This window comes from Sphingomonas sp. 28-62-11 (assembly GCF_002278865.1).
Classification (GTDB): Bacteria; Pseudomonadota; Alphaproteobacteria; order Sphingomonadales; family Sphingomonadaceae; genus Sphingomonas.
This window is the reverse complement of sequence record NZ_NCGB01000045.1, coordinates 1-20,159: the sequence shown is the minus strand read 5'-3', so window position 1 is coordinate 20,159 and position 20,159 is coordinate 1. Positions and strand designations below refer to the sequence as shown.

Sequence of the window (20,159 nt, the reverse complement as noted above, 5' to 3'; positions counted from 1 at the left end):
AGTTATTCGTTAAGCGGCAGAGCCGACATCCAACGCAGGCCGTTCCTTTCGCTGACTTACTTGCCAGGATTCGAATTAAATGCCGATTATGACGGAATTTTTTGGCTCGGCAGCGTCAGTGCTTCACCACCAGCTGTCCGTCAGGACGGTCAGACGACTCAGTAGGGGGCCGATTTGGCACCGGTGAGCATGAAAAGTAGACGAGTCATTTCGTTTCAAAGCTTACCTCCCACAAATGAAACGAGGCAGCCGTAGTGCGCCTAAGATGCGCGTGGTGAAGAACGAAGAATGAAGCGCGGCGTGCCGCGCGCGCCCTCTGTTGCTGATCGAATTACCTATGCCTGCCCATGATCAATCAGCCCCACTAAAGGTCGCGCCGCGCCTGATTGCCGCACCCAAAATCCGCCAGCTTTTCTGGTGCGATTTTCCGCATGATGCGCAGTTACCTGAATTTTGGAAGCGCCGCCCCATCATCATCCTTTCTTACCGAAACACGCTCTATGGAGCGGTCACTATCATTCCCTGCTCGACGCAAGCGCAAGCGGGCAACCGATGGGCATTCCCGCTGCAAACGACGATCGACGGGCGCGCGGCGTGGGCGATCTGCGACAAGATGGGCACAGTTGCGGTTAGCAGACTGCTGCCCGACAAGGGCGGCATAGCACGCCTGCCTGAGCCTGAGTTTGACGCTATGCTACGCTTGGTGCTTGAATGGCTCCCCAAGCCGTCCGCGCCTCCCGCCCCCTAGAATCTTAATTGCATCGTAGGACAATTGGCCCTATATGGGTGGAACAGGCGGCCTCTTCGTGAGTGTCCGTTTCCCGTAAGGGAACTAAATGCCAAGGCAGCCCGCAAGGGCTGCCTTTGGTTTTTCTGGGCCTTAAAATGCGCCACCTGGTCCGCCGAACTATGGGCCATCTTGCGGGTCAATCCCCCACAAATGAAAAGAGGCTGCCGGGGGGTGCCAATTGCACCACCCCGGCAACCTCCTGACATGGTCAGCGGCCGGAAGCTCCAGCCCGGGAGACCATGCGAGCCGCCAATCCTGTGGGCCTGTACGTTGACTGGGGGAGAATTCCCCCCGTCAGGCCCGGTGGATCAGCGCCGCGTCCCCCGAACGAACTGAACCGACCCCTTTGCTGAACCATGAGACATCGGATCACCTCCTTTCGCTAGTTGAAACACCGTGCCCTGCCTGGGCACGACTCCTGTTTGAATCATGCGTTCGGCAACTACAAGTCTTGTAATTATTTTTGTTTTGGGCGATTCAAGAGGACTGTGCTCGGCGGTTCGCCATGCAGTCCTTCACCACATCGCCAATCACCGCATCGGCGGGCATCGCGAGCACCGCGCCACTGCCCAGCATCACCCCGATCCGCCCGTTCGCCTGCGCGAGCGATGTGGCGATAAACGTATCATCGATGGGGGCGGCCGCCATGACGCCAGGGGCAAAGGCCCGCGGCAACACGGGGTAGCTCGCCGCACCCGATGCGGTGACGATCTTCATGCTGCCCGCCGCGCCAGCATCACCCGCGCGCACGAACAGCCAGCGTTGCTTTGCCCGGGCGCAGCGCATGCCGAACAAGGTGCGCCCGCCGCGATCGGCAAAGATCACCGCATCGCCCGTTGGTCCCTTGTCGCGCCGCCAGCGGCCCGGCGTCGTCGCCACGCCGTCAAGCTCGGGCGTGGGCAGGCTGCCCGCCGCGACCTGCGCATCGGGGCCGAGGATCGTCACGGCTTCCATCTGGTTGGTGCCCGCTTCCGGCGCGGGGGGCGCGTCAGGCGAGCAACCGGCGAGTGCGACCAGCACCGCCAGCCGAACCGATTTCACGGACGGCAATCTTCGCTCACCCGCAGCGTTTCCGCCCAGGCAGGGATCACCAGGGTCGGCAGGGTCGCCTGTTCGACCACGAACCGCCCCCGGCTATAGCCGATCGCGTCGAGTAGCGGATCGCGCGGGAACAGCGTCAGCGCCATATAGGCAGGCGTCGCGCCGGTCGGCTGCATCGCCAGCGTGCGTAAGGAACTCGACGTGCGGAAGGTGGCGGGCGCGTTGCCGGGGGCGGCGCCTTTGCGTGAGATATAGATTTGCCCGGCGATCCGATCACACCGGATCGTGAACTCGGCATCCGCACCCGGCACGCCGAACAGCGCGATGCTACCGCGCGCATCCTGCCGGTACACCCAGTTGCCCGGCGTCAGGGGCCAATCGCGCCAGTCACCGCGATAGGCGGGCGGCGCGCTTGGCGGGGGGGCTGGCGTGAAGGCGGGTGCGGGTGCGGGCGTAAGGGCCGGTGCGCTGGGTGGAGTGTACGCCGGCGCATATGGCGATCGCGCCAGCGGGGGCGTTCTTGGCGAAAAAGGGGCCGGACCGGGTGCGGCCGTTTGCATTGGCGTCGGTGTCGGTGTCGGCCTTGGTGAAAACGGCGCCGGGCCAGTCGTGCGCGGCGGCGCGGGCGTATAGGTCGGCACCTGAGCGCTCGCCATGGCGGCACCGGCAATCAGCAACAGAAAAGGTGCGCGGGTGAACGACATGGCTTCCCTATGGGCGATGCGGCGCGCGCGCTCAACCACGCATCACGCGTCGTCACCGATAAAGCGCTTCCCTTCGTCCCATGCTTGGGCAAGTTAGGGCACGGCGGAGGAATGATGAACGGCAAACGCATCAAGGCGATTATCGGCGGATCGGCAGGTAACCTCGTCGAATGGTATGATTGGTACGCCTATTCGGTGCTGACGATCTATTTCGCACCGAGTTTCTTCCCGAAAAGCGACCAGACCGCGCAGTTGCTGAGCGCGGCGGCGATCTTTGCGGTCGGGTTCCTGATGCGACCGATCGGCGCGTGGATCATGGGCAGCTATGCCGACAAACATGGCCGCAAGGCGGGACTCGCCGTATCGGTGGGGCTAATGTGTGGTGGATCGCTGATGATCGCGGTCGCGCCGACCTATGCGCAGGCGGGCATCATCGCGCCGACGATCCTGATCGTCGCGCGGATGCTGCAGGGGCTGTCCGTCGGCGGCGAATATGGCGCGAGTGCCACCTATCTCTCCGAAATGGCGACGCGGCAACGGCGCGGTTTCTGGGCGAGCTTCCAGTATTTCACGCTGATCGGCGGGCAGTTGCTCGCATCGGGCGTCACGCTGATCCTCGTCGCGCTGCTCGATGAGCCGGCGATGGAAAGCTGGGGCTGGCGGATCGCCTTTGCGCTGGGTGCGGCGCTGGCATTGCTCGTCTACATGCTGCGGCGACAGCTGGCCGAGACGGCGGCGTTCGAAAATCTCGACAAGGATCGCCCCAAATCGACCGCGCTCAGCCTGTGGCGGGCGCACCCGCGCGAGTTCCTGATCGTCGCGGCGATCAGCGGCGGCGGCAGCTGCGCCTTCTACGCTTACACCACATACATGCAGAAATTCCTGGTCAACACGAGCGGCTTCCCGCGCCAGGCCGCTACCGAGATCATGACGATGGCGCTGGTGGTGTTCATGCTCAGCCAGCCATTCTTCGGGCACCTCTCAGACCGGTTCGGGCGCAAACCGATGTTGCTGCTATTCGGGTTCGGCGGGATCGCGGTATCGGTGCCGGTGTTCAGCACCTTGGCCGCAACCACCGATGCGGTGACGGCGTTTTCGATCATTCTGGTGCCGCTGATGCTGCTGAGCGCCTACACATCGATCAGCGGGCTCATCAAAGCCGAGCTATTCCCTGCGCATCTGCGCACCTTGGGCGTGGCGCTGCCCTATGCGCTGGGCAACACGATTTTTGGCGGGACGGCCGAATATGTCGCGCTGAAATTCAAGGATCTGCACCTGGAGGCAGGCTTTTACTGGTATGTTACCGCGGTGATCGGCATGGCGACGATCGGCTTTCTGCTGCTGCCTGATACGAAGAAGACGAGCCTGATCGCGGACGATTAACGGCGTTGCGCTGCTTAACGCTTCGGTTTCCTGAACCGGAACGCAAACCGATCGGTGTTGCCGCGCACAGCGGGGTCGAACACCAGCTTGGTGTGATCATCGGCGGCTACCTTCAGCAGATCGCTTTCGCCGTCGAGCACAAAGCCCGCTTTGAGGAAATCTGCCTTCACCACGGCGGGGTCGATCCGGTGGAGCTTGTCCACCACCGCGCGGGTATCGCCGCTGGCACCGACATGATCAATCACCGTGACGATGCCGCCGGGCTTGGTCGCCTTGAACAACATCGCGACAAAGGCCGCCGGATCAGTGCGCGGCACCTTGAACTGTGCGCTTTCCCAATACAGGTCGTGATACGAGAGATGCAGCATGGTGAAATCGAAGCTGTTCGCAGGCGCGGTGAACGCGTCGAACGGATAGGCGGTCTGGGTGACGTTCGGGTTGCGCGCGATCAGTGATGACCAGATCGCCTTGCCCTTGTCATCGGTCGGCATGAACTGCACCGGCTCGAACGCGGTCACCCGCCCCTTCGGCCCCACCGCCCGCGCCATGATCTCGGTATAATAGCCAGCGCCCGCCATGATATCGGCCACCTTCATGCCGCGCTTCAGCCCTGCGAAGGCGAGGACTTCGGCAGGCTTGCGTGACGCGTCGAGCTTGATTTGCTCGGCCGGGCGGCCGGGCGCGGTGACGGCGGCCGAGGTCGCCGATGGATTGGATCGCGCGCTGACACCGACCGGTAATGCGAGTGCCGTCACGGCGAGGCTCAACGAGAGGGCAATTGCACGCTTCATGGCGACTCTCCGGACTGCTTGTGTATTGATTATGCAATACACTGGTGAACTGAACCGCGCAATCCCGTCAGGCGGTGTGGGGCCTGTAAGAAAACACAATTACCGCGCCCGCCTACTACTCCCCGCCATCCCGGCGCGCATCTTCTGGCTTTTGCCATACCGCGTCTTGCGCGTGCCGGGTTTCCCCTCGTTCGAGCGCCCCATCACCGGTGCTTTCCGCTCATCGACCGGCAGTCCCAGCTCTTCCGCCTCCAGTGACCGGATTTCGTCGCGCAACCGCCCTGCTTCCTCGAACTCGAGGTCCGCCGCCGCGGCGCGCATCTTCTTTTCGAGCTCTTCGATATACGCGCGCAGATTGTGGCCAACCATGTGGGGGCGGTCCTCATCGATCTCGACCGTCACCTGATCGCGGCTCGCCACGTCCTGGATGATGTCGCCGATGTTGCGGCGGATCGTCGTCGGGGTGATGCCGTGCGCCTCGTTATACGCCAGCTGCTTCTCCCGCCTGCGCCCGGTCTCGTTCATCGCGCGTTCCATCGAGCCCGTGATGCGGTCCGCATACAAAATCACCCGCCCGTCGACGTTGCGCGCGGCGCGGCCGATCGTCTGGATCAGCGATGTTTCGCTGCGCAGGAACCCTTCCTTGTCGGCGTCCAAGATCCCGACCAGCCCGCATTCCGGGATATCGAGCCCTTCGCGCAGCAGGTTGATGCCGACCAGCACGTCATACACCCCCAGCCGCAAGTCGCGGATCAGCTCGATACGCTCAAGCGTCTCCACGTCCGAATGCATGTAGCGGACTTTCAGCCCCGCCTCGTGCATGAACTCGGTCAGATCCTCCGCCATACGCTTGGTCAGCGTCGTCACCAGCGTGCGGTATCCCATCTCGGCGGTTTTGCGGGCCTCGTTGATCAGGTCCTGCACCTGATCTTCCACCGGCTTGATCTCGATTGGAGGATCGATGAGGCCGGTCGGGCGGATCACCTGTTCGGCGAACACGCCGCCTGTCTGCTCCATTTCCCAACTGCCGGGCGTCGCCGAAACATAGGTCGTTTGCGGCCGCATTGCCTCCCATTCGTTGAAGCGCAACGGGCGGTTGTCGATCGCGCTCGGCAGGCGAAAGCCATATTCGGCAAGCGTCAGCTTGCGACGATGGTCACCGCGCGACATGCCGTTGATCTGGCCGATCGTGACATGGCTTTCATCGACGAACAGCAGCGCGTTTTCGGGTAGATATTCGAACAATGTCGGCGGCGGCTCGCCCGGCATGCGCCCGGTCAGGAAGCGCGAATAATTCTCGATCCCCGCGCAACTGCCCGTCGCCGCGATCATCTCGAGATCGAAATTGGTGCGCTGCTCCAGCCGCTGCGCTTCGAGCAATTTGCCCTCACCCACCAGCTCCTTCAGCCGCTCCGACAGCTCGAACTTGATCGCCTCCATCGCCTGTTTCAGCGTCGGGCCTGGCGTGACGTAATGGCTGTTCGCGAAGACGCGGACATAATCGAGGCTCGCCACCTTCTTGCCGGTCAGCGGATCGAACTCGACAATCTCCTCGATATCGTCACCGAAGAACGAGACGCGCCAGGCGGTGTCCTCATAATGCGACGGGAAAATCTCCAGCGTGTCGCCCTTCACGCGGAAATTGCCGCGCGAGAACCCCGCGTCGTTGCGCTTATACTGGAGCGCCACCAGCTTGCGCACGATCTCGCGCTGATCGACCACCTGGCCCTTTTTCAGGTCAAAGATCATCGCCGAATAGGTTTCGACCGAGCCGATACCGTAAAGGCAGCTTACGGACGCCACGATGATCACGTCATCCCGCTCCAGCAACGCGCGCGTCGCCGAATGGCGCATCCGGTCGATCGCCTCGTTTACCGAGGATTCCTTCTCGATATAGGTGTCGGACCGCGCGACATAGGCTTCGGGCTGGTAATAATCATAGTAACTGACGAAATATTCGACCGCGTTGTCGGGAAAGAAGCTTTTGAATTCACCGTATAACTGCGCCGCCAGGATCTTGTTGGGCGCCAGGATCAGCGCCGGGCGCTGCAGTGTTTCGATCACCTTCGCCATGGTGAAGGTCTTGCCGCTGCCCGTCACGCCCAGCAGCACCTGATCGCGTTCGCCAGCCAGCGCCGCCTCGGTGAGCTCCTTGATCGCGGTCGGTTGGTCGCCCGCAGGCTGATAATCGGATGACAGAACGAAGGGTCGCCCGCCTTCCAGCTTGGGCGGGCGTTCGGGCCGGTGCGGCACGAAGCTGATGCCGGTTTCGGGCTCGTCGAGGCTGGTGCGAATCTGGATGGCCATGACGGAACATATGGGGCACGCGCGCGCTGCGTGCAATCGATCTGGGCATCGTGGCGCTATTCCAGATTGACCGGCAACGCTGCAGAACATAAAAAGAACAAGTGGGCGCGCGCGACTCGTGCCGCCCCGCCAAGAGGGAGAATTGGCATGATTGGCTATGCAACTTTGGGCACAAACAACATCAATGCGGCGCGGGGCTTTTACGATGGGCTGCTGGGCAGCATCGGGGCGGGGCGGATCATGGAATTTGGCGATGAACTCGGCGGTTTCACGATGTGGGGCACAAGCTGGGACAAGCCCGGCGTTGCCGTTACCTTGCCCTATGACAAGAACGCCGCGACGGTTGGCAACGGCAACATGATCGCGCTGACGGTGGATACCCGCGCCAAGGTCGATGCGCTGCATGCCAAGGCGCTCGAACTCGGTGGCACGTGCGAAGGCCCGCCGGGACTACGTGGCGATGAAGGCCCGCAGGCGTTCTACGGCGCCTATTTCCGCGATCTCGACGGCAACAAGCTGTGCGCGTTCCGGATGGGGCCTGCCTGAATCGGGGTCGGCGGGGCTGGCCATGCATCCGCGCCACAGGGTAATGCGTAACTCGGCACGACCCATCGGAGCACCGACATGAACCTGAACCGCCGCACCTTTTTGACTGCATCGACGATTGCCATCGCCACTGCCGCCGCTGCCGCCTCAGGCGCTGCGGCGGCGGTGAAGCGCCGGTATGAGATCAATTTGAGCGAGGCCGAATGGAAGAAGCGGCTGACCCCCGCTCAGTTCCGCACGCTTCGCCAGGAAGCAACCGACACGCCCGGCAAGAGCCCTTATCTGGATGAGCACCGCACGGGCATCTTCGCCTGTGCCGGCTGTGCGCTGCCGGTGTTTTCGTCAAAGGCGAAGTATGACAGCGGGACCGGGTGGCCGAGCTTCTTTCAGCACCTGCCCAAGGCAATCCATACCGAAACCGATACGCTGCTTGGCTTCGAACGCGTCGAAGTCGAATGCCGCCGCTGCGGTGGGCATCTGGGCCATGTGTTTGATGACGGCCCCGCGCCGACGGGCAAGCGTTACTGCATGAACGGCACCGCGCTCAAGTTCATACCCGGCAAGGCGTGAGCGCTTTCTAGGTTTCAGGTAGAGTGAAGCTTTGCCATTCCCCTGCGAACACGGGGCCCCAAGAGTAATTGATTGCAGCCTTCGAGGCCCTGGGCTGCCGCGTTCGCGGGAGAACAATGCCTTCAAAAATGAAAGCTATTCTACTCTACCGATCGATACGCAACGAACCACATGATGATGCCAATCACTGCCGCCACTGCCGCCAGCAACACGCTGGTGGCGGCGGCACTCGCCCAGCGGAACAACAGCGTCTGAATGTCGCTGGGCGGGGCATCGAACAACCCAAAACCATAGGTCTGGGCAAAAACGAACACGATGAATCCCGTCGCGGCACCGACCATCGCCGCATGACCAGCACGGCGGCGGCCCGATAGGTGCATGAAAATCCAGACCGGCGTGGCCACCGCCGTGATCGCCAGCGCGCAGAGCAACGATCCAAGGAAAAAGGCGGACGCCAAGCCAAGGGGCCCCGCTGTTGCCCCCATCGCAGCCAGCCCTGATGCAAACGCCCCGCCGATGATGCCCCCGGTCGCAATCGCCAGCCCGGCACGATCGAGCGTGGTTTCATGCCGTCTGCTGTCAAAAGCCGATTCCGCTACCTGCACAACACCCTCGCTTACACTCACGCGTCGCACACCCCGCGACTCGTCTGCCGATCATATCCTACCGCATTACGCGCACTTGCGGTGTATCAAGACAGCGCAACAACGCCGCCCGGGGCATCGCTGGCGTCCCAGCCGGGGACGCGTAGGACGCAATTCGCGTCGGTTCGCCCATCCGCACGGTATCGAACCGGCCACGCTGGCCGGTGCAGGCCATGGCGGCGGCGAGCAATCGAGGCGGCGTGAAATAGCCCTCGCTGCTCAGGCGAAACGTGCCCCAATGAATGCCGATCGATCGTGACGCGCCCAGCCGCCGCACCACCTCCACCGCATCAACGGGGCCGATATGGCTGGCGCTCGACATCTGGCCTTCGAAAAAGCGGAACGCACCGATCGGGATCAGTGCGAGCCGAACCGGGCCATAGCTTGCCGCTTCATCCGCCCAACGTAGATCACCGGCGCCGGTATCGCCGGCAAAAAACACATTGCCCCCGGGCAGGCGCACGACAAAGCTTGACCATAAGGCCCGGTTGCGGTCGCTGATCCAGCGCGTGCTCCAATGGTGGTTGCGCGTGACGATCACCTCCACACCCGGCCGCACCGTCAGCCGCCCGCCCCAGTCAAGCGTGCGCGCCGGCACCCCCGCTTGCTCGATCACCCCGTCATTTCCAAGCGACGAGACGATCAGGGGCCGATCCCGGTCCGACAGTTTTTTCAACGTGGCGAGATCCATGTGATCAAAATGATTATGGCTGACGAGGATCAGATCGATCTTCGGCAACTTGTCGAACGCAATCCCCGGTGCCGCCACCCGGCCCGGCCCGAACCCAAGCGGCCCTGCCCGGTGCGACCAGATCGGATCGGTCAGGATGTTGAGGCCTTGGGTCTGCACCAGCACCGTCGCGTGGCCGACCCAGGTAACGATCATCTCCTGCCCCGCCACTCGCGCCGGAAGAGCATGCGGGGTCACCGTGACGTGATCAGGCCAGGCTGGGCTCATCGCGCCACCGCCCCCGGTGAGCGTGCGCCAGATGACGCTTGAGCGGGACGCTTGGGGGGCTGCGCGCAGTTCGTCGTCGCGATCAGGATTGCGGAACCGCGCACCATCAAAATGCGCGCTCACCGGCCCACGATAATAAATCGCATCAAGAAAATGCGGGACGATGTTGAGCGCAAGGCACAGCCCGATCACGGCAAAGAAGAGGAGTTTTCCGGCCAAGCGAAGCACGCGAACGATCATGCCGCCCCCTGTCATAGCCACCGCGCGGTCGCAACCCGCGCTACCCAAAATACCGTAACGCGCGACAGCCCCGGCATCTTGCCGATCGACCGTTACGATGCCTAGCATCGCGCGATGATGTTTCTCGCCCTGCTGCTATCGGCAAGCGCCGTTGCCTTCCCGCCTCAGGTCGCCCGCGCCCGGGTGGCGTTCGACGGCGACCGGATTGTCGCCGCCCGCGCGCACGGCCTCGCCGACCGCGCCAAACGGCGGCGGGTGCGGGCGGACGATCCGGTGCGGATCGCGTCGATATCCAAACTCGCGGTGGCTTTGGGGGTAATGCGGCTCGTCGAGGCGCGAAAGCTCGATCTCGACCGTGATGTATCCGCCTATCTCGGCTGGACGCTCCGCAACCCCGACTTTGCCGATACGCCGGTGACGCTGCGACAGTTGCTGTCGCACACCGCAGGCGTCCGCGACGGGGCAGGCTATGTGCTCGCGCTCGACGATGATTTGCCCGCGCACCTGACAAAGACGGGGCCGTGGGATGCCACCCACGCCCCGGGCAGTTATTTCAGCTATGCCAACCTCAATTTCGGCATCGTCGCCGCGGTGATGGAGGGCGCGACCGTCGAGCGGTTCGACAGATTGATGGCGCGACTGGTGTTTACCCCGCTCAAGATCGACGCGTGCTTCAACTGGACGACTTGCAGCGACCGGGCCGTTCGCCGCGCGGTCGTTCTCTATCGATCAACGGGGGTAGTCGCCGTCGACGATCTCCACGGCCAGCGCCCCGCCTGCCCCGGCGGCGCGGCAAAGGACGGCAGTTGCGATCTGTCGCGCTACACCCTCGCCCGCAACGGCGCACTCTTCGGCCCGCAAGGCAGCATGCGGATCGGCATGACTGATCTCGCGCGGCTCGGCATGGTCCTGTCAGGCGAGACACGCGGCTTCCTGTCCCCGCAAAGCATCGCGGTAATGGCGACCCCGCAATGGCGCTATGACGGCCGCAATGGCGATATCGAGGGCGGGATTTTCTGCGGCTATGGGCTAGGCGTGATGATCCTCGCATTGCCAGGCAACCCGCCCGCCTGCCGCGACGATCTGTTCGGCGACGGGCGCATGCGGATCGGCCATGCGGGCGAAGCATACGGCCTGCGATCGGGTCTGTGGATCGATCCGGCCACGCGGCGCGGGGTGGCGTTCTTCACCACCGCAGTGGCCGACGACGCGCCCATCGGGCCACGATCGGCCTTCAATGCGGTGGAAGAAATAATGGTTGCGGGCGAGCGCTGAAGGATTACCGGCGCAGCCGGATCCCGCAGACCACCAACCACGGCATCAGCGCGAACACCATTTGTCCCGCCAGGCCGATCACCCCCGGCACCTGCCAAAGCGATGCAAACCACCCGCCGATCGACTGGCCGAACAAGAGGACCGCAAGCCCGGCTTCGCTGATCATCAGCAGCGCAAACGCCACGGCACCTGCCCCTAATGCCGCGCCTTGGGTCGCGATCACCCGACGCGCAATGATGTGGCGCGCGGCCCCAAAGCTGACGGCCAAGATCAATGGCAACTCCACCAGCACCGCCGCTGTCGCGCCGATCGCGGGCGCAAGCCAGACCGTCCGCACCGTGCCGAAGACAAAGGCGATGCTGAAGACAATCGCGAAATAACGCGCCCCGGCGCCGATCATGCCCCTTCGAGCAGCTTTTCCTTCGCGATCCGCTCCTTCCACACCAGCGGCGCAAGTTGGTGGACGTTGTTCCCCTCGCTATCGACCGCGACTGTCACGGGGAAATCCTCCACCTCGAATTCGTAGATCGCCTCCATCCCCAGATCGGCAAAGCCGACCACCTGCGATCCCTTGATTGCGCGCGCGACGAGATAGGCCGCCCCACCAACCGCCATCAGATAGGCGCTCTTCGCCTCGGCGATCGCCTTGGTTGCGTCCGCGCCGCGTTCCGCCTTGCCGACCATCGCGAGCAGGCCCTGGTCGAGCATCATCCGCGTGAACTTGTCCATCCGCGTCGCGGTGGTGGGGCCCGCCGGTCCGACAATCTCATCGCCGACCGGATCGACCGGGCCGACATAATAAATCACGCGGCCCGCAAACTCGACCGGCAGCTTCTCGCCCTTGTCGAGCATGTCCTTGATCCGCTTGTGCGCGGCGTCGCGACCAGTGAGCATCTTGCCGTTCAGGAGCAGCCGGTCACCCTGCTTCCAGCCCTGCACATCGGCGGGCGTCAGCGTATCGAGATCGACGCGGATCGCGGCCTTGTCGGGCGTCCAGTGCACATCGGGCCAGTCGCTCAGCTTGGGCGGCTCGAGATAGGCCGGCCCCGATCCGTCGAGCGTCACATGCGCGTGGCGGGTGGCGGCGCAATTGGGGATCATCGCGACGGGCTTCGATGCTGCATGCGTCGGCCAATCAACGATCTTCACATCGAGAATCGTCGAAAGCCCGCCCAGCCCCTGCGCGCCAATGCCGAGCGCGTTGACCTTGTCGTAAATCTCGATCCGCAGCGCCTCGATATCGTTGCTGGCCCCGCGCGCCTTCAGCTGCGCCATATCGATTGGCCCCATCAGCGATTCCTTGGCGAGCAGCATCGCCTTTTCCGCTGTCCCGCCGATGCCGATGCCGAGCATCCCGGGCGGACACCAGCCAGCGCCCATTTGCGGCAGCATCTCCAGCACCCAGTCGACGATTGAATCGCTGGGGTTCATCATCTTGAACTTGCTCTTGTTTTCGCTGCCGCCGCCTTTGGCCGCGACGTCGATCGACACCTTGGCGCCGGGCACCATTTCGACGTGCAGCACGCTTGGCGTATTGTCGCGCGTGTTGCGGCGGGTGAAGGCGGGATCGGCGAGGATCGAGGCGCGCAGCTTGTTGTCGGGGTGCAGATAGGCGCGGCGGACGCCCTCATCGATCACTTCCTGCAGCGACTTGTCGGACTCGAGCCGACACGCCTGCCCCCATTTGACGAACACGGTGACGATGCCGGTATCCTGGCAGATCGGCCGGTGCCCCTCGGCACACATCCGCGAATTGGTGAGGATCTGGGCGATCGCGTCCTTCGCGGCCGGGCCTTGCTCCGCCTCATATGCCGCACCGAGCGCCCGGATATAGTCCATCGGGTGGTAATAGCTGATGAACTGCAGCGCATCGGCCACGGTTTCGATCAAATCGGCTTCGCGGATAATTACGGTCATGGTCGCCCCCGGTGACATCGGTATTGCCGTCGTCATATCGAGCCCGGCCCGCATGGCCAAGCCGCGCGAATATTGCTGAGATGCTTCTGCGGTCCACGCCCTTGATAACCGAAGTTAAACGCTCTGCGCATTACGAATGCGCCATGACGATTGGCCGATCAAGCAAACGCCCGCCAAAGGGGCCGCAACGCGGGCTTTGGCAGGCGCTGGCACTCAACAGCGATCACACCGAGAGCGAATCGATCACGTTCGCATCGACCATTGCCCAATTGAGCCTCGCCTGGACGGTTGCCTTCATCCTGCAGGTGGCCGCCGTTACCACAATTGCAACATCGGTGATTCTGGCCGAACGCATCGATATGATCGAACGGATCGTGCTGGAGGGCAGCGCGGTCATCGCGCTCGGCCTGCTGGCGCTGATCCTGCTGAAGTGCCCGCCAACCAGCCATTGGCAACCCTTTCGTCATGTCCGCCTGGCCGTGATCTACGGGGCCGGGCTTGGCGCGTTGTTGACCAGCCTGTTGTGGGAATCGGGCGCGCTCAGCATCAATCGCATGGAACTGGGCTGTTTTGTCGCCGTGCTCGGGGCGATCGGGGTGACGGCGATGGCGCTGCACCCGGTTCGGGCCGCGTTGCTCAGCTATGCGGCGGGGATTGTGGTGATGATCGCGATCCTGGCGGGGCCCGGCGTTGGCACCTATATTGCCTGTGGTTGCCTGGTATGCCTGGGCATGGCGACCCGCCGCCTGGCGCTGATGGATAGCGCGCACGCAATTCACCAAAGCCGCGACGTGGCCGAGGGCATGCTCGCGGCCCGGCTGGTCCATGAATATGAAACCCAGGGGACCGGCTGGTTCTGGCAAACCGACCGCGACGGCGTAATCACCTATCTATCGCCCAAGGTCGCGCTTGCGGTATCCGGTCCGGATCAGCCCGCAATCGGCCAGCCGCTGAACACAATCTTCAAGATCGACAATGTCAGCCCGGGCACCGAACGGACCCTGGGCTTCCATTTGTCGTCCAGGACGGGCTTTTCGGATTATCCGGTGCGGCCAGCAGCGTTCGGCACCAGCGACAATTGGTGGTCCATGTCAGGCCGTCCAGTGATCGATGCGCAGGGCAAGTTCCAGGGCTTTATCGGCAGCGGCAATGATCTGACCGAAAAGCGCCGGTCGGAGGCCGAGATTACCAAGCTTGCGCTGTTCGATGGGTTGACCGGGCTGGCCAACCGCCAGCGCATGCGCGTCTCGCTCGATCAGACGCTAAGCCAGCCGAGCACGCATTACCGGCCCACATCGTTGCTGCTGCTCGATCTCGATCGGTTCAAGGTCGTCAACGACACGCTCGGCCACCAGATCGGCGACGCGCTGCTGAAACAGGTCGCGCAGCGGCTGATGCGGACGATTGGCGATGCCGGGCTGGTCGGGCGGCTCGGCGGTGATGAATTCCAGGTCGTGCTGCCCGACGAGGACAGCGTCGAGACCTTGTCGGATATGTCGCGGTCAGTGATCGCGGCATTGTCGCAACCCTATGCGATTGACGGCAACACGATTTCGATCGGCTGTTCGATCGGCGTCGCGATTGCCCCGCGCGACGGCGCCGATTCGGAAACGCTCGTCCGCAATGCCGATCTCGCGCTTTATGCCGCCAAGGCCGATGGCCGCGGCGTCCACCGTTTCTATCGCGAAGAACTGCTCCACGGCGCGCAGAACCGCAAGCAGTTGGAGGATGATCTGCGCCACGCGCTCGTCAAGAACCAGTTCCACCTCGTCTATCAGCCGGTCGTCTGCACCGAAAGCGCGCGGATCATGGGGTATGAGGCGCTTTTGCGCTGGGAACACCCCACCCGTGGCGGCATTTCGCCCGCCGATTTCATTCCGGTGGCGGAGGATTGCGGGCTGATCGAATCGATCGGCGAATGGGTGCTCCGCACGGCCTGCCTCGATGCCGCGAAATGGCCCCGCCATGTGCGCGTCGGCGTGAACGTCTCCCCCATTCAGTTCGCCAACCCTGCGCTGCCCGGCATCGTCAACAGCGCGCTGGCCAAGGCCGGGATCGCGCCAGGGCGGCTCGAGCTGGAGATTACCGAAGGCGTGTTCCTTGACGAATCGGCATCGTCGGAGGCGATGTTCAAGGCGTTGAAGGCGATCGGCGTGCGGCTGGCGCTCGATGATTTCGGCACCGGCTATTCTTCGCTCGGCTATTTGCGCAGCGCGCCGTTCGACAAGATCAAGATCGACCAGAGCTTCGTGCGCGGGGCGGCCCAGGCGGGCAATCGCAACGCCGCGATCATCAAGGCGATCGTCACGCTTGCCAAGACGATGCAGATGGAAACCACCGCCGAGGGCGTGGAAACGCAGGACGAGATCGAACTGATCCGCGAGCTGGGCTGCAGTCATATCCAGGGCTTCGTCTATGGTCGCCCGCTGTTGGCGGAGGATGTGATCAAGCTGCTCACCGATGGCGGCGGCATGGCAACTGCCATCGGCTACAAAACCAGCCGCAGCCAGCGCACCACCGTCATGCGCTCCGCGATCCTGCGGATCGGCGATGTTGAGGGCGAAGTGCGCATCCGCAACATCTCCACCACCGGCGCAATGATCGACGGCATCGATTTCGGCCGCAATGCGGAGAACACCCCGCTGGAAATCGAAGTGATCGAAGGCCAGATGCTGAGCGCCCGCGTGATGTGGAACCGCGACGGCAAGGCGGGGATAGCGTTCGATCAGCCGTTCAATACCGATGTGCTTAATGCGGCGCTGGAATCGCGGTTGGCACGGTTGGCGGCCTGAGCGGGGCGGTTGTTGGGACGGATTACATCGGCCAGCGCTATTCGATAAGTTGAGCACGCGATCTACCGCGTTGGTGTCAAACAGCGATTCTGTCGCTGTCGAGATAGCTGGACAACCCTCCAAGAAGCGTTCGGACTTCGCGACGATTTTCGCCTTGAGAAGCAATTTCGATACCCGCGCCAAAATCAGTGATTGCCGGGAAACCGAAACCGCCACCTGATCCGCGCATGTTATGGCCAAGGATCGTCACGGCGCCGAAATCGGATCGGTCGAGGGCGTCGTGCATTGCGATGACATTTTGCCGGCAGTTTTCGAGATAGGCGGGAATTCGTGCCGCCAATCGCCGCTCAGCCCGTGATTCTGCTGCATCCGGCTGATCTTCGTCTCGTGAAACTGCGTATCCAGGCGCGGAATAATGTCTGATCGCCTGAAGCAACACATCCTGCTTGATTGGCTTGGTCAAATAAGCCGTGCATCCTGCCGCGAGGCACGTCTCCCGATCCCCTTTCAAGGCAGAGGCTGTTAACGCAATAATTGGCGTTGGCCGCCGACCATTGGTTTTTTCCCAAGCCCTAAGCGTTCGTGTCGCGGTCAATCCGTCCATCACCGGCATTTGCCGGTCCATCAGCACCAGATCATAATGGCCCGCCTTGAACATCTCACAGGCAATTGCCCCGGTTTCGGCGACATCGACCTGATAAGGCGTATCCTCGAGATACGCCAAGGCGATCGTGGTGTTATCGGGGGAATCCTCGGCCATCAGGATACGCAGCGGATGGAGCGGCGAATCGTCATCGGCGCCGATCGGTGCGCTGACGGGCCGATCGGCAGCAGCCCAAATTTCAAATGGAACCGCGAAACCAAACGCGCTTCCCCGCTCGACCTCGCTGGTGACCCAGATGCGTCCACCCATCAATTCCACTAACCGTTTGGAGATCGTCAACCCAAGGCCGGAGCCACCAAACCGGCGTGTTGTTGAAGAATCCGCCTGGGTGAAACGCTCGAACACCCTGGCGAGCTTATCGGCGGCAATCCCGATCCCTGTATCCGTAACGGTGAAGCGCAACGCGGTTGGCACGGCACGATCCTGATCGGGCTCCACCTTCAAGGAAACCTTGCCCGTCTCGGTGAATTTGATCGCGTTGCCGAGCAGGTTGAGCAGCACTTGCCGCAGGCGGGTCGGGTCACCGACCAGATCGTTGCTGACCGCTGGCGCGATTTCATACGCCAGGGTGAGGCCTTTTTCATGGGCGCGGGGCAACACCATTTCGATCACCTTCTCCAGATGATCGCTGAGCGAAAAGCCGGTTCGCTCCAGATCGAGTTGCGATGCCTCGACCTTGGAAAGGTCCAGAATGTCGTTGATGAGGTTCAGCAGATTGTCGCCGGAACGCCTAAATATCTGAACATATTTGTCCTGCTCGGGTGAGAGCGGGGTCTTCGCCAGCAGATCGGCAATGCCCATGATTGCGTTCATCGGCGTTCGGATCTCATGGCTCATGCTGGCCAGGAAGTCGGACTTGGTCCGGCTGGCGCTCTCAGCCGCCGCTTTGGCTTGCTGCAACTCGCGTTCGAACCGCTTGCGTTCGGTAACGTCGCGCGCGGCGGCGAAAACACCCTGCAAGGTGCGGTTGCGATCGTAAAAGGTCGTCGCATTATACGAAACCATGGTCTGTTTGCCGTCCCGCGCGCGCGCGGTGAGTTCATAGTCCGTCACCGATTTCTCGCTAAGGACGCGTTTGATCCCTGCCTCCGCTCGACCGGGATCGGTAAAGCAATCCTTGAACGGCGCCCCGATCAGCTCATCGCGGGTGCAGCCCGTCAATGCCTCCATCTGCTTGTTGACGTCGGTGATGATGCCCGCCGGATCGGTCGTCATCAGTGCGTCGATGTTCGATTCGATCAGGGATCACGTGTAAAATTGCTGATCGCGCAACCGCTGATCGGATTGCTTTTGCTCTTCCTCGATCAGCTTGCGCGCGGTGTTGTCGGTACCGATCAGCAGATAGCCGATGATCATTTCCTGCACGTCGCGCAGGGCGGTGACGGAGACAACCGCCGGAAAGCGGGTGCCGTCCTTGCGGATATAGGTCAGCTCATAAATGTCTTCGATGCCGCGGGAAGCCTTGAACACCAAGGCCTCGAAACCCGGCGTAATGTCAGTTGCCAATTCGACGCTCAGCGCCTGCGCCCGTGCGATCAGTTCCTGCGGATCGGAAATATCGGCCGGCGTCACCGTGTTGATCACCTCGGCTGCCGCGTAACCGAGCATTCGCTCTGCCCCGACATTGAAGATCTGAATCACGCCTTTGGCATCGGTGGCGATGCTGGAAAAATTGGCACTGTTGAAGATGGCGCTCTGGAGTGCGTCGGCTTTGACGATCGACTCCTCCGTCTGCCGTGCCTTACTGCCGGGAGCATCGAAAACTTTGCCCCGTACGTCCGCTTCTGTCGGTGGAACGATGATGAAAATCCTGAACCGGTGTTTGGCCTTGGCAGTTTCAAAGCCGTGAAGAAGGGGAGAAATCCTAGTGAATGAGCGCGCCGATCGATGATCCGAGTTGCGCCGGAGAATAGGGCTTTTGCAGAAAGCGCCCGCCCGGGACGAAGCGCTGCGTCATCTCATCGCTATGCGTGCTTCCTGAGGTGTAGAGCACCGACAGATCGGGTCTAAGGATGATCGCCTGATTGGCAACGTCGTAGCCGCCGAGCACCAATGCATTCAGGCGGATATCGACGAACAGAACATCGATATGATGCGGGGCAACCAGATGGAGGAGCGCGCCGGCAAGGTCGCTCGTTAGCAGGGAATTGTGCCCCAAATCCTGTATCATCCATCCAAGATTTTCGAGGATGAAGCTATCGTCTTCCACGACGAGAATGACGGCCATCAGCGCGGCAGGTGGCGTGAGTGCGACATAGCGATAAATCCCCTCCCGCCCGGGAATCCCTTTGTGACGGCAGGCACAAAACTGATGTTGAACGAAAAAGTTCCCAGGTCGGGGAATTTATCTCGAAAGCACGTTATGCCCGTTGTGAGATAAGATTTTCGCGGGAGATTTTTGGCCTTTGAGCGCTCATGTTGATCGAGGTTGCCCAAAAAACCGGGCAAGCCCGCGCGGCACCGCCATGCGCAATTCCCGGTGGGGATCGGTATCGAGATCATCGACAACCAGCTGATCGACGCCGACGTGATGTCGAACCCTGATGGCAAGGCGGGCATCGCGTTTGATCAGCCGTTTAATAAGGAGCGGCTGAATGCAGCGCTGGAATCGCGGTTGGCGCGGGTGGCGACTTGAGAGGGGCGGCGGGTGGATGATCAGCCGGCGCACCGGAAGTTGACTTACTCTTTCGCTGCTATTCGAATCGCCTCCGATCGTGATGTAGAACAGCAAAAGGAGCAGTTCGATTTTGACCGGCTGGCATCCAATTTGTAAGCTCCATGTATTTAGCGTAAGACGAATTCTATCTGGCGTTTCATTAAAACGGGAACGGGGCCTTGGTATCTTGGGCTGGAGAATCGGTTTGTTGTTGCTCGTCTCCGGCGGCCTATGCAACCTGCAACATCGATCCCAGGGGTTTCCTGTTACTCAAAAAATTCATACTGGTGGCCCAAAACACCATTGATGGCCCCAGACTTATATGCATTATTATTCGACTCGACAGATGGCATGTTCGATCATCTGTTGGTTGTATATAAGAACCCATTTCTATTGATGAGGAGGTTGGTTGATGCGCACTTTGTTTCTATAAGAGCAATATCTTGTTGCTGGCGGAAGTCGTATTCCGCACGCCACTTCAGACTCACAAATGTGGTTTTACGACACAAATGGAGATGGAAAACATCAACCTAATGAACAAATCGTCGGCTATTCTGATCAGTCCGGATTTTACTCAGAAACAGAATGGGAAATTAGACAAAATTTCTTAAACTGGGAAACAACACTCGGAACTCTTGACTGGATAGTGGGCAATCCCGGTGCGGCGACCGGATGGTTTTTGGATCATTTAGATGAATTAAATAGGAGCGTCGACCTCAGTGGCAGCGAAATGATAGACTGGAAAACCGGCGGGTGGCATCGCCCGGGCCATTTTGAATCGCATGAGGGCCTGCAACACTTGCAGTGATGATAAGACTCCAGTGGTCGAAAAAACAAAATCTACTGACTTAGACTCCGGGTCACCGCCAAATTATCATGAC

General features: G+C 61.6%; 19 protein-coding genes. 8 read left to right on the top strand and 11 right to left on the bottom strand.

Features of this window, described 5'->3' with window-relative positions; all coding sequences use genetic code 11:
* The first annotated feature begins 337 nt into the window (after positions 1 to 337).
* On the top strand, positions 338 to 748 hold the full coding sequence (locus B7Y49_RS13210; protein ID WP_374128064.1) for a type II toxin-antitoxin system PemK/MazF family toxin: 411 nt from the start codon (positions 338 to 340) through the stop codon (positions 746 to 748).
* A 519-nt stretch (positions 749 to 1,267) separates the two neighbouring features.
* On the opposite strand, the gene B7Y49_RS13205 is transcribed toward B7Y49_RS13210, so the two are convergent.
* Both B7Y49_RS13205 and B7Y49_RS13200 read right to left on the bottom strand, forming a co-directional pair.
* Entirely contained in the window at positions 1,268 to 1,831 is a 564-nt protein-coding gene (locus B7Y49_RS13205) for a hypothetical protein (protein ID WP_374128063.1), read from the bottom strand.
* Positions 1,828 to 2,535: a hypothetical protein gene (locus B7Y49_RS13200; RefSeq protein ID WP_374128062.1), complete on the bottom strand. Its 708-nt coding sequence runs from the start codon at positions 2,533 to 2,535 to the stop codon at positions 1,828 to 1,830. Before B7Y49_RS13200 ends, B7Y49_RS13205 begins: the two co-directional genes overlap by 4 nt.
* A 114-nt stretch (positions 2,536 to 2,649) precedes the next feature.
* On the opposite strand from B7Y49_RS13200, the gene B7Y49_RS13195 reads away from it, so the two are divergent.
* A complete protein-coding gene (locus B7Y49_RS13195) occupies positions 2,650 to 3,918 on the top strand; it encodes an MFS transporter (protein WP_374128061.1) in 1,269 nt (422 codons plus the stop codon).
* Between the two features lie 14 nt (positions 3,919 to 3,932).
* Here B7Y49_RS13195 and B7Y49_RS13190 read toward each other — a convergent pair whose 3' ends face one another.
* Together B7Y49_RS13190 and uvrB are read right to left on the bottom strand one after the other, a co-directional pair.
* Positions 3,933 to 4,709, bottom strand: a complete 777-nt coding sequence (locus B7Y49_RS13190) for a class I SAM-dependent methyltransferase (RefSeq protein WP_374128060.1) — start codon at positions 4,707 to 4,709, stop codon at positions 3,933 to 3,935.
* Between the two features lie 99 nt (positions 4,710 to 4,808).
* Entirely contained in the window at positions 4,809 to 7,016 is a 2,208-nt protein-coding gene (gene uvrB, locus B7Y49_RS13185; protein WP_374128059.1) for an excinuclease ABC subunit UvrB, read from the bottom strand.
* Between the two features lie 147 nt (positions 7,017 to 7,163).
* Between uvrB and B7Y49_RS13180 the strand changes: the two genes are divergently transcribed.
* A complete protein-coding gene (locus B7Y49_RS13180; RefSeq protein WP_374128058.1) occupies positions 7,164 to 7,562 on the top strand; it encodes a VOC family protein in 399 nt (132 codons plus the stop codon).
* Between the two features lie 78 nt (positions 7,563 to 7,640).
* On the top strand, positions 7,641 to 8,132 hold the full coding sequence (gene msrB / locus B7Y49_RS13175) for a peptide-methionine (R)-S-oxide reductase MsrB (protein WP_374128057.1): 492 nt from the start codon (positions 7,641 to 7,643) through the stop codon (positions 8,130 to 8,132).
* A 140-nt stretch (positions 8,133 to 8,272) separates the two neighbouring features.
* On the opposite strand, the gene B7Y49_RS13170 is transcribed toward msrB, so the two are convergent.
* Together B7Y49_RS13170 and B7Y49_RS13165 are read right to left on the bottom strand one after the other, a co-directional pair.
* Positions 8,273 to 8,758: a hypothetical protein gene (locus B7Y49_RS13170; protein ID WP_374128056.1), complete on the bottom strand. Its 486-nt coding sequence runs from the start codon at positions 8,756 to 8,758 to the stop codon at positions 8,273 to 8,275.
* Positions 8,759 to 8,795: 37 nt separating this feature from the next.
* Entirely contained in the window at positions 8,796 to 9,974 is a 1,179-nt protein-coding gene (locus B7Y49_RS13165; RefSeq protein WP_374128067.1) for an MBL fold metallo-hydrolase, read from the bottom strand.
* A gap of 114 nt (positions 9,975 to 10,088) precedes the next feature.
* On the opposite strand from B7Y49_RS13165, the gene B7Y49_RS13160 reads away from it, so the two are divergent.
* Positions 10,089 to 11,249, top strand: coding sequence for a serine hydrolase domain-containing protein (locus tag B7Y49_RS13160; RefSeq protein ID WP_374128055.1), 1,161 nt, complete (start codon positions 10,089 to 10,091; stop codon positions 11,247 to 11,249).
* Between the two features lie 4 nt (positions 11,250 to 11,253).
* On the opposite strand, the gene B7Y49_RS13155 is transcribed toward B7Y49_RS13160, so the two are convergent.
* Positions 11,254 to 11,649 (bottom strand): hypothetical protein, encoded by a 396-nt coding sequence (locus B7Y49_RS13155; protein ID WP_374128054.1) that lies wholly within the window; start codon positions 11,647 to 11,649, stop codon positions 11,254 to 11,256.
* Entirely contained in the window at positions 11,646 to 13,166 is a 1,521-nt protein-coding gene (locus tag B7Y49_RS13150; protein WP_374128053.1) for a fumarate hydratase, read from the bottom strand. Before B7Y49_RS13150 ends, B7Y49_RS13155 begins: the two co-directional genes overlap by 4 nt.
* A gap of 143 nt (positions 13,167 to 13,309) precedes the next feature.
* Here B7Y49_RS13150 and B7Y49_RS13145 point away from each other — a divergent pair, with 143 nt between their 5' ends.
* Entirely contained in the window at positions 13,310 to 15,958 is a 2,649-nt protein-coding gene (locus tag B7Y49_RS13145) for a bifunctional diguanylate cyclase/phosphodiesterase (protein ID WP_374128052.1), read from the top strand.
* A 76-nt stretch (positions 15,959 to 16,034) separates the two neighbouring features.
* Here B7Y49_RS13145 and B7Y49_RS13140 read toward each other — a convergent pair whose 3' ends face one another.
* The 3 genes from B7Y49_RS13140 to B7Y49_RS13130 all read right to left on the bottom strand — a co-directional run bounded on the left by B7Y49_RS13140 (position 16,035) and on the right by B7Y49_RS13130 (position 18,849).
* Positions 16,035 to 17,861 carry an ATP-binding protein gene (locus B7Y49_RS13140; RefSeq protein ID WP_374128066.1) on the bottom strand — a complete coding sequence of 609 codons (1,827 nt, stop codon included), beginning with the start codon at positions 17,859 to 17,861 and terminating at the stop codon, positions 16,035 to 16,037.
* 6 nt (positions 17,862 to 17,867) lie between these two features.
* Positions 17,868 to 18,311: a PAS domain-containing protein gene (locus tag B7Y49_RS13135; protein ID WP_374128065.1), complete on the bottom strand. Its 444-nt coding sequence runs from the start codon at positions 18,309 to 18,311 to the stop codon at positions 17,868 to 17,870.
* Positions 18,312 to 18,486: 175 nt separating this feature from the next.
* Positions 18,487 to 18,849, bottom strand: a complete 363-nt coding sequence (locus B7Y49_RS13130) for a response regulator (RefSeq protein WP_374128051.1) — start codon at positions 18,847 to 18,849, stop codon at positions 18,487 to 18,489.
* Between the two features lie 201 nt (positions 18,850 to 19,050).
* On the opposite strand from B7Y49_RS13130, the gene B7Y49_RS13125 reads away from it, so the two are divergent.
* Positions 19,051 to 19,257: a hypothetical protein gene (locus B7Y49_RS13125; RefSeq protein ID WP_374128050.1), complete on the top strand. Its 207-nt coding sequence runs from the start codon at positions 19,051 to 19,053 to the stop codon at positions 19,255 to 19,257.
* Positions 19,258 to 19,768: 511 nt separating this feature from the next.
* On the top strand, positions 19,769 to 20,086 hold the full coding sequence (locus tag B7Y49_RS13120) for a hypothetical protein (protein WP_374128049.1): 318 nt from the start codon (positions 19,769 to 19,771) through the stop codon (positions 20,084 to 20,086).
* The last annotated feature ends 73 nt before the right edge of the window (positions 20,087 to 20,159 follow it).

What these genes read in the sequence shown, in the direction of transcription:
- B7Y49_RS13210 (WP_374128064.1), top strand. Translation starts at nt 338, where the DNA reads ATGCCTGCCCATGATCAATCAGCCCCACTAAAGGTCGCGCCGCGCCTG.
- uvrB (WP_374128059.1), bottom strand. Translation starts at nt 7,016, where the DNA reads ATGGCCATCCAGATTCGCACCAGCCTCGACGAGCCCGAAACCGGCATC.
- B7Y49_RS13160 (WP_374128055.1), top strand. Translation starts at nt 10,089, where the DNA reads ATGATGTTTCTCGCCCTGCTGCTATCGGCAAGCGCCGTTGCCTTCCCG.
- B7Y49_RS13145 (WP_374128052.1), top strand. Translation starts at nt 13,310, where the DNA reads ATGACGATTGGCCGATCAAGCAAACGCCCGCCAAAGGGGCCGCAACGC.
- B7Y49_RS13120 (WP_374128049.1), top strand. Translation starts at nt 19,769, where the DNA reads ATGTGGTTTTACGACACAAATGGAGATGGAAAACATCAACCTAATGAA.
- msrB (WP_374128057.1), top strand. Translation starts at nt 7,641, where the DNA reads ATGAACCTGAACCGCCGCACCTTTTTGACTGCATCGACGATTGCCATC.
- B7Y49_RS13155 (WP_374128054.1), bottom strand. Translation starts at nt 11,649, where the DNA reads ATGATCGGCGCCGGGGCGCGTTATTTCGCGATTGTCTTCAGCATCGCC.
- B7Y49_RS13130 (WP_374128051.1), bottom strand. Translation starts at nt 18,849, where the DNA reads ATGGCCGTCATTCTCGTCGTGGAAGACGATAGCTTCATCCTCGAAAAT.
- B7Y49_RS13190 (WP_374128060.1), bottom strand. Translation starts at nt 4,709, where the DNA reads ATGAAGCGTGCAATTGCCCTCTCGTTGAGCCTCGCCGTGACGGCACTC.
- B7Y49_RS13200 (WP_374128062.1), bottom strand. Translation starts at nt 2,535, where the DNA reads ATGTCGTTCACCCGCGCACCTTTTCTGTTGCTGATTGCCGGTGCCGCC.
- B7Y49_RS13165 (WP_374128067.1), bottom strand. Translation starts at nt 9,974, where the DNA reads ATGATCGTTCGCGTGCTTCGCTTGGCCGGAAAACTCCTCTTCTTTGCC.
- B7Y49_RS13150 (WP_374128053.1), bottom strand. Translation starts at nt 13,166, where the DNA reads ATGACCGTAATTATCCGCGAAGCCGATTTGATCGAAACCGTGGCCGAT.
- B7Y49_RS13180 (WP_374128058.1), top strand. Translation starts at nt 7,164, where the DNA reads ATGATTGGCTATGCAACTTTGGGCACAAACAACATCAATGCGGCGCGG.
- B7Y49_RS13195 (WP_374128061.1), top strand. Translation starts at nt 2,650, where the DNA reads ATGAACGGCAAACGCATCAAGGCGATTATCGGCGGATCGGCAGGTAAC.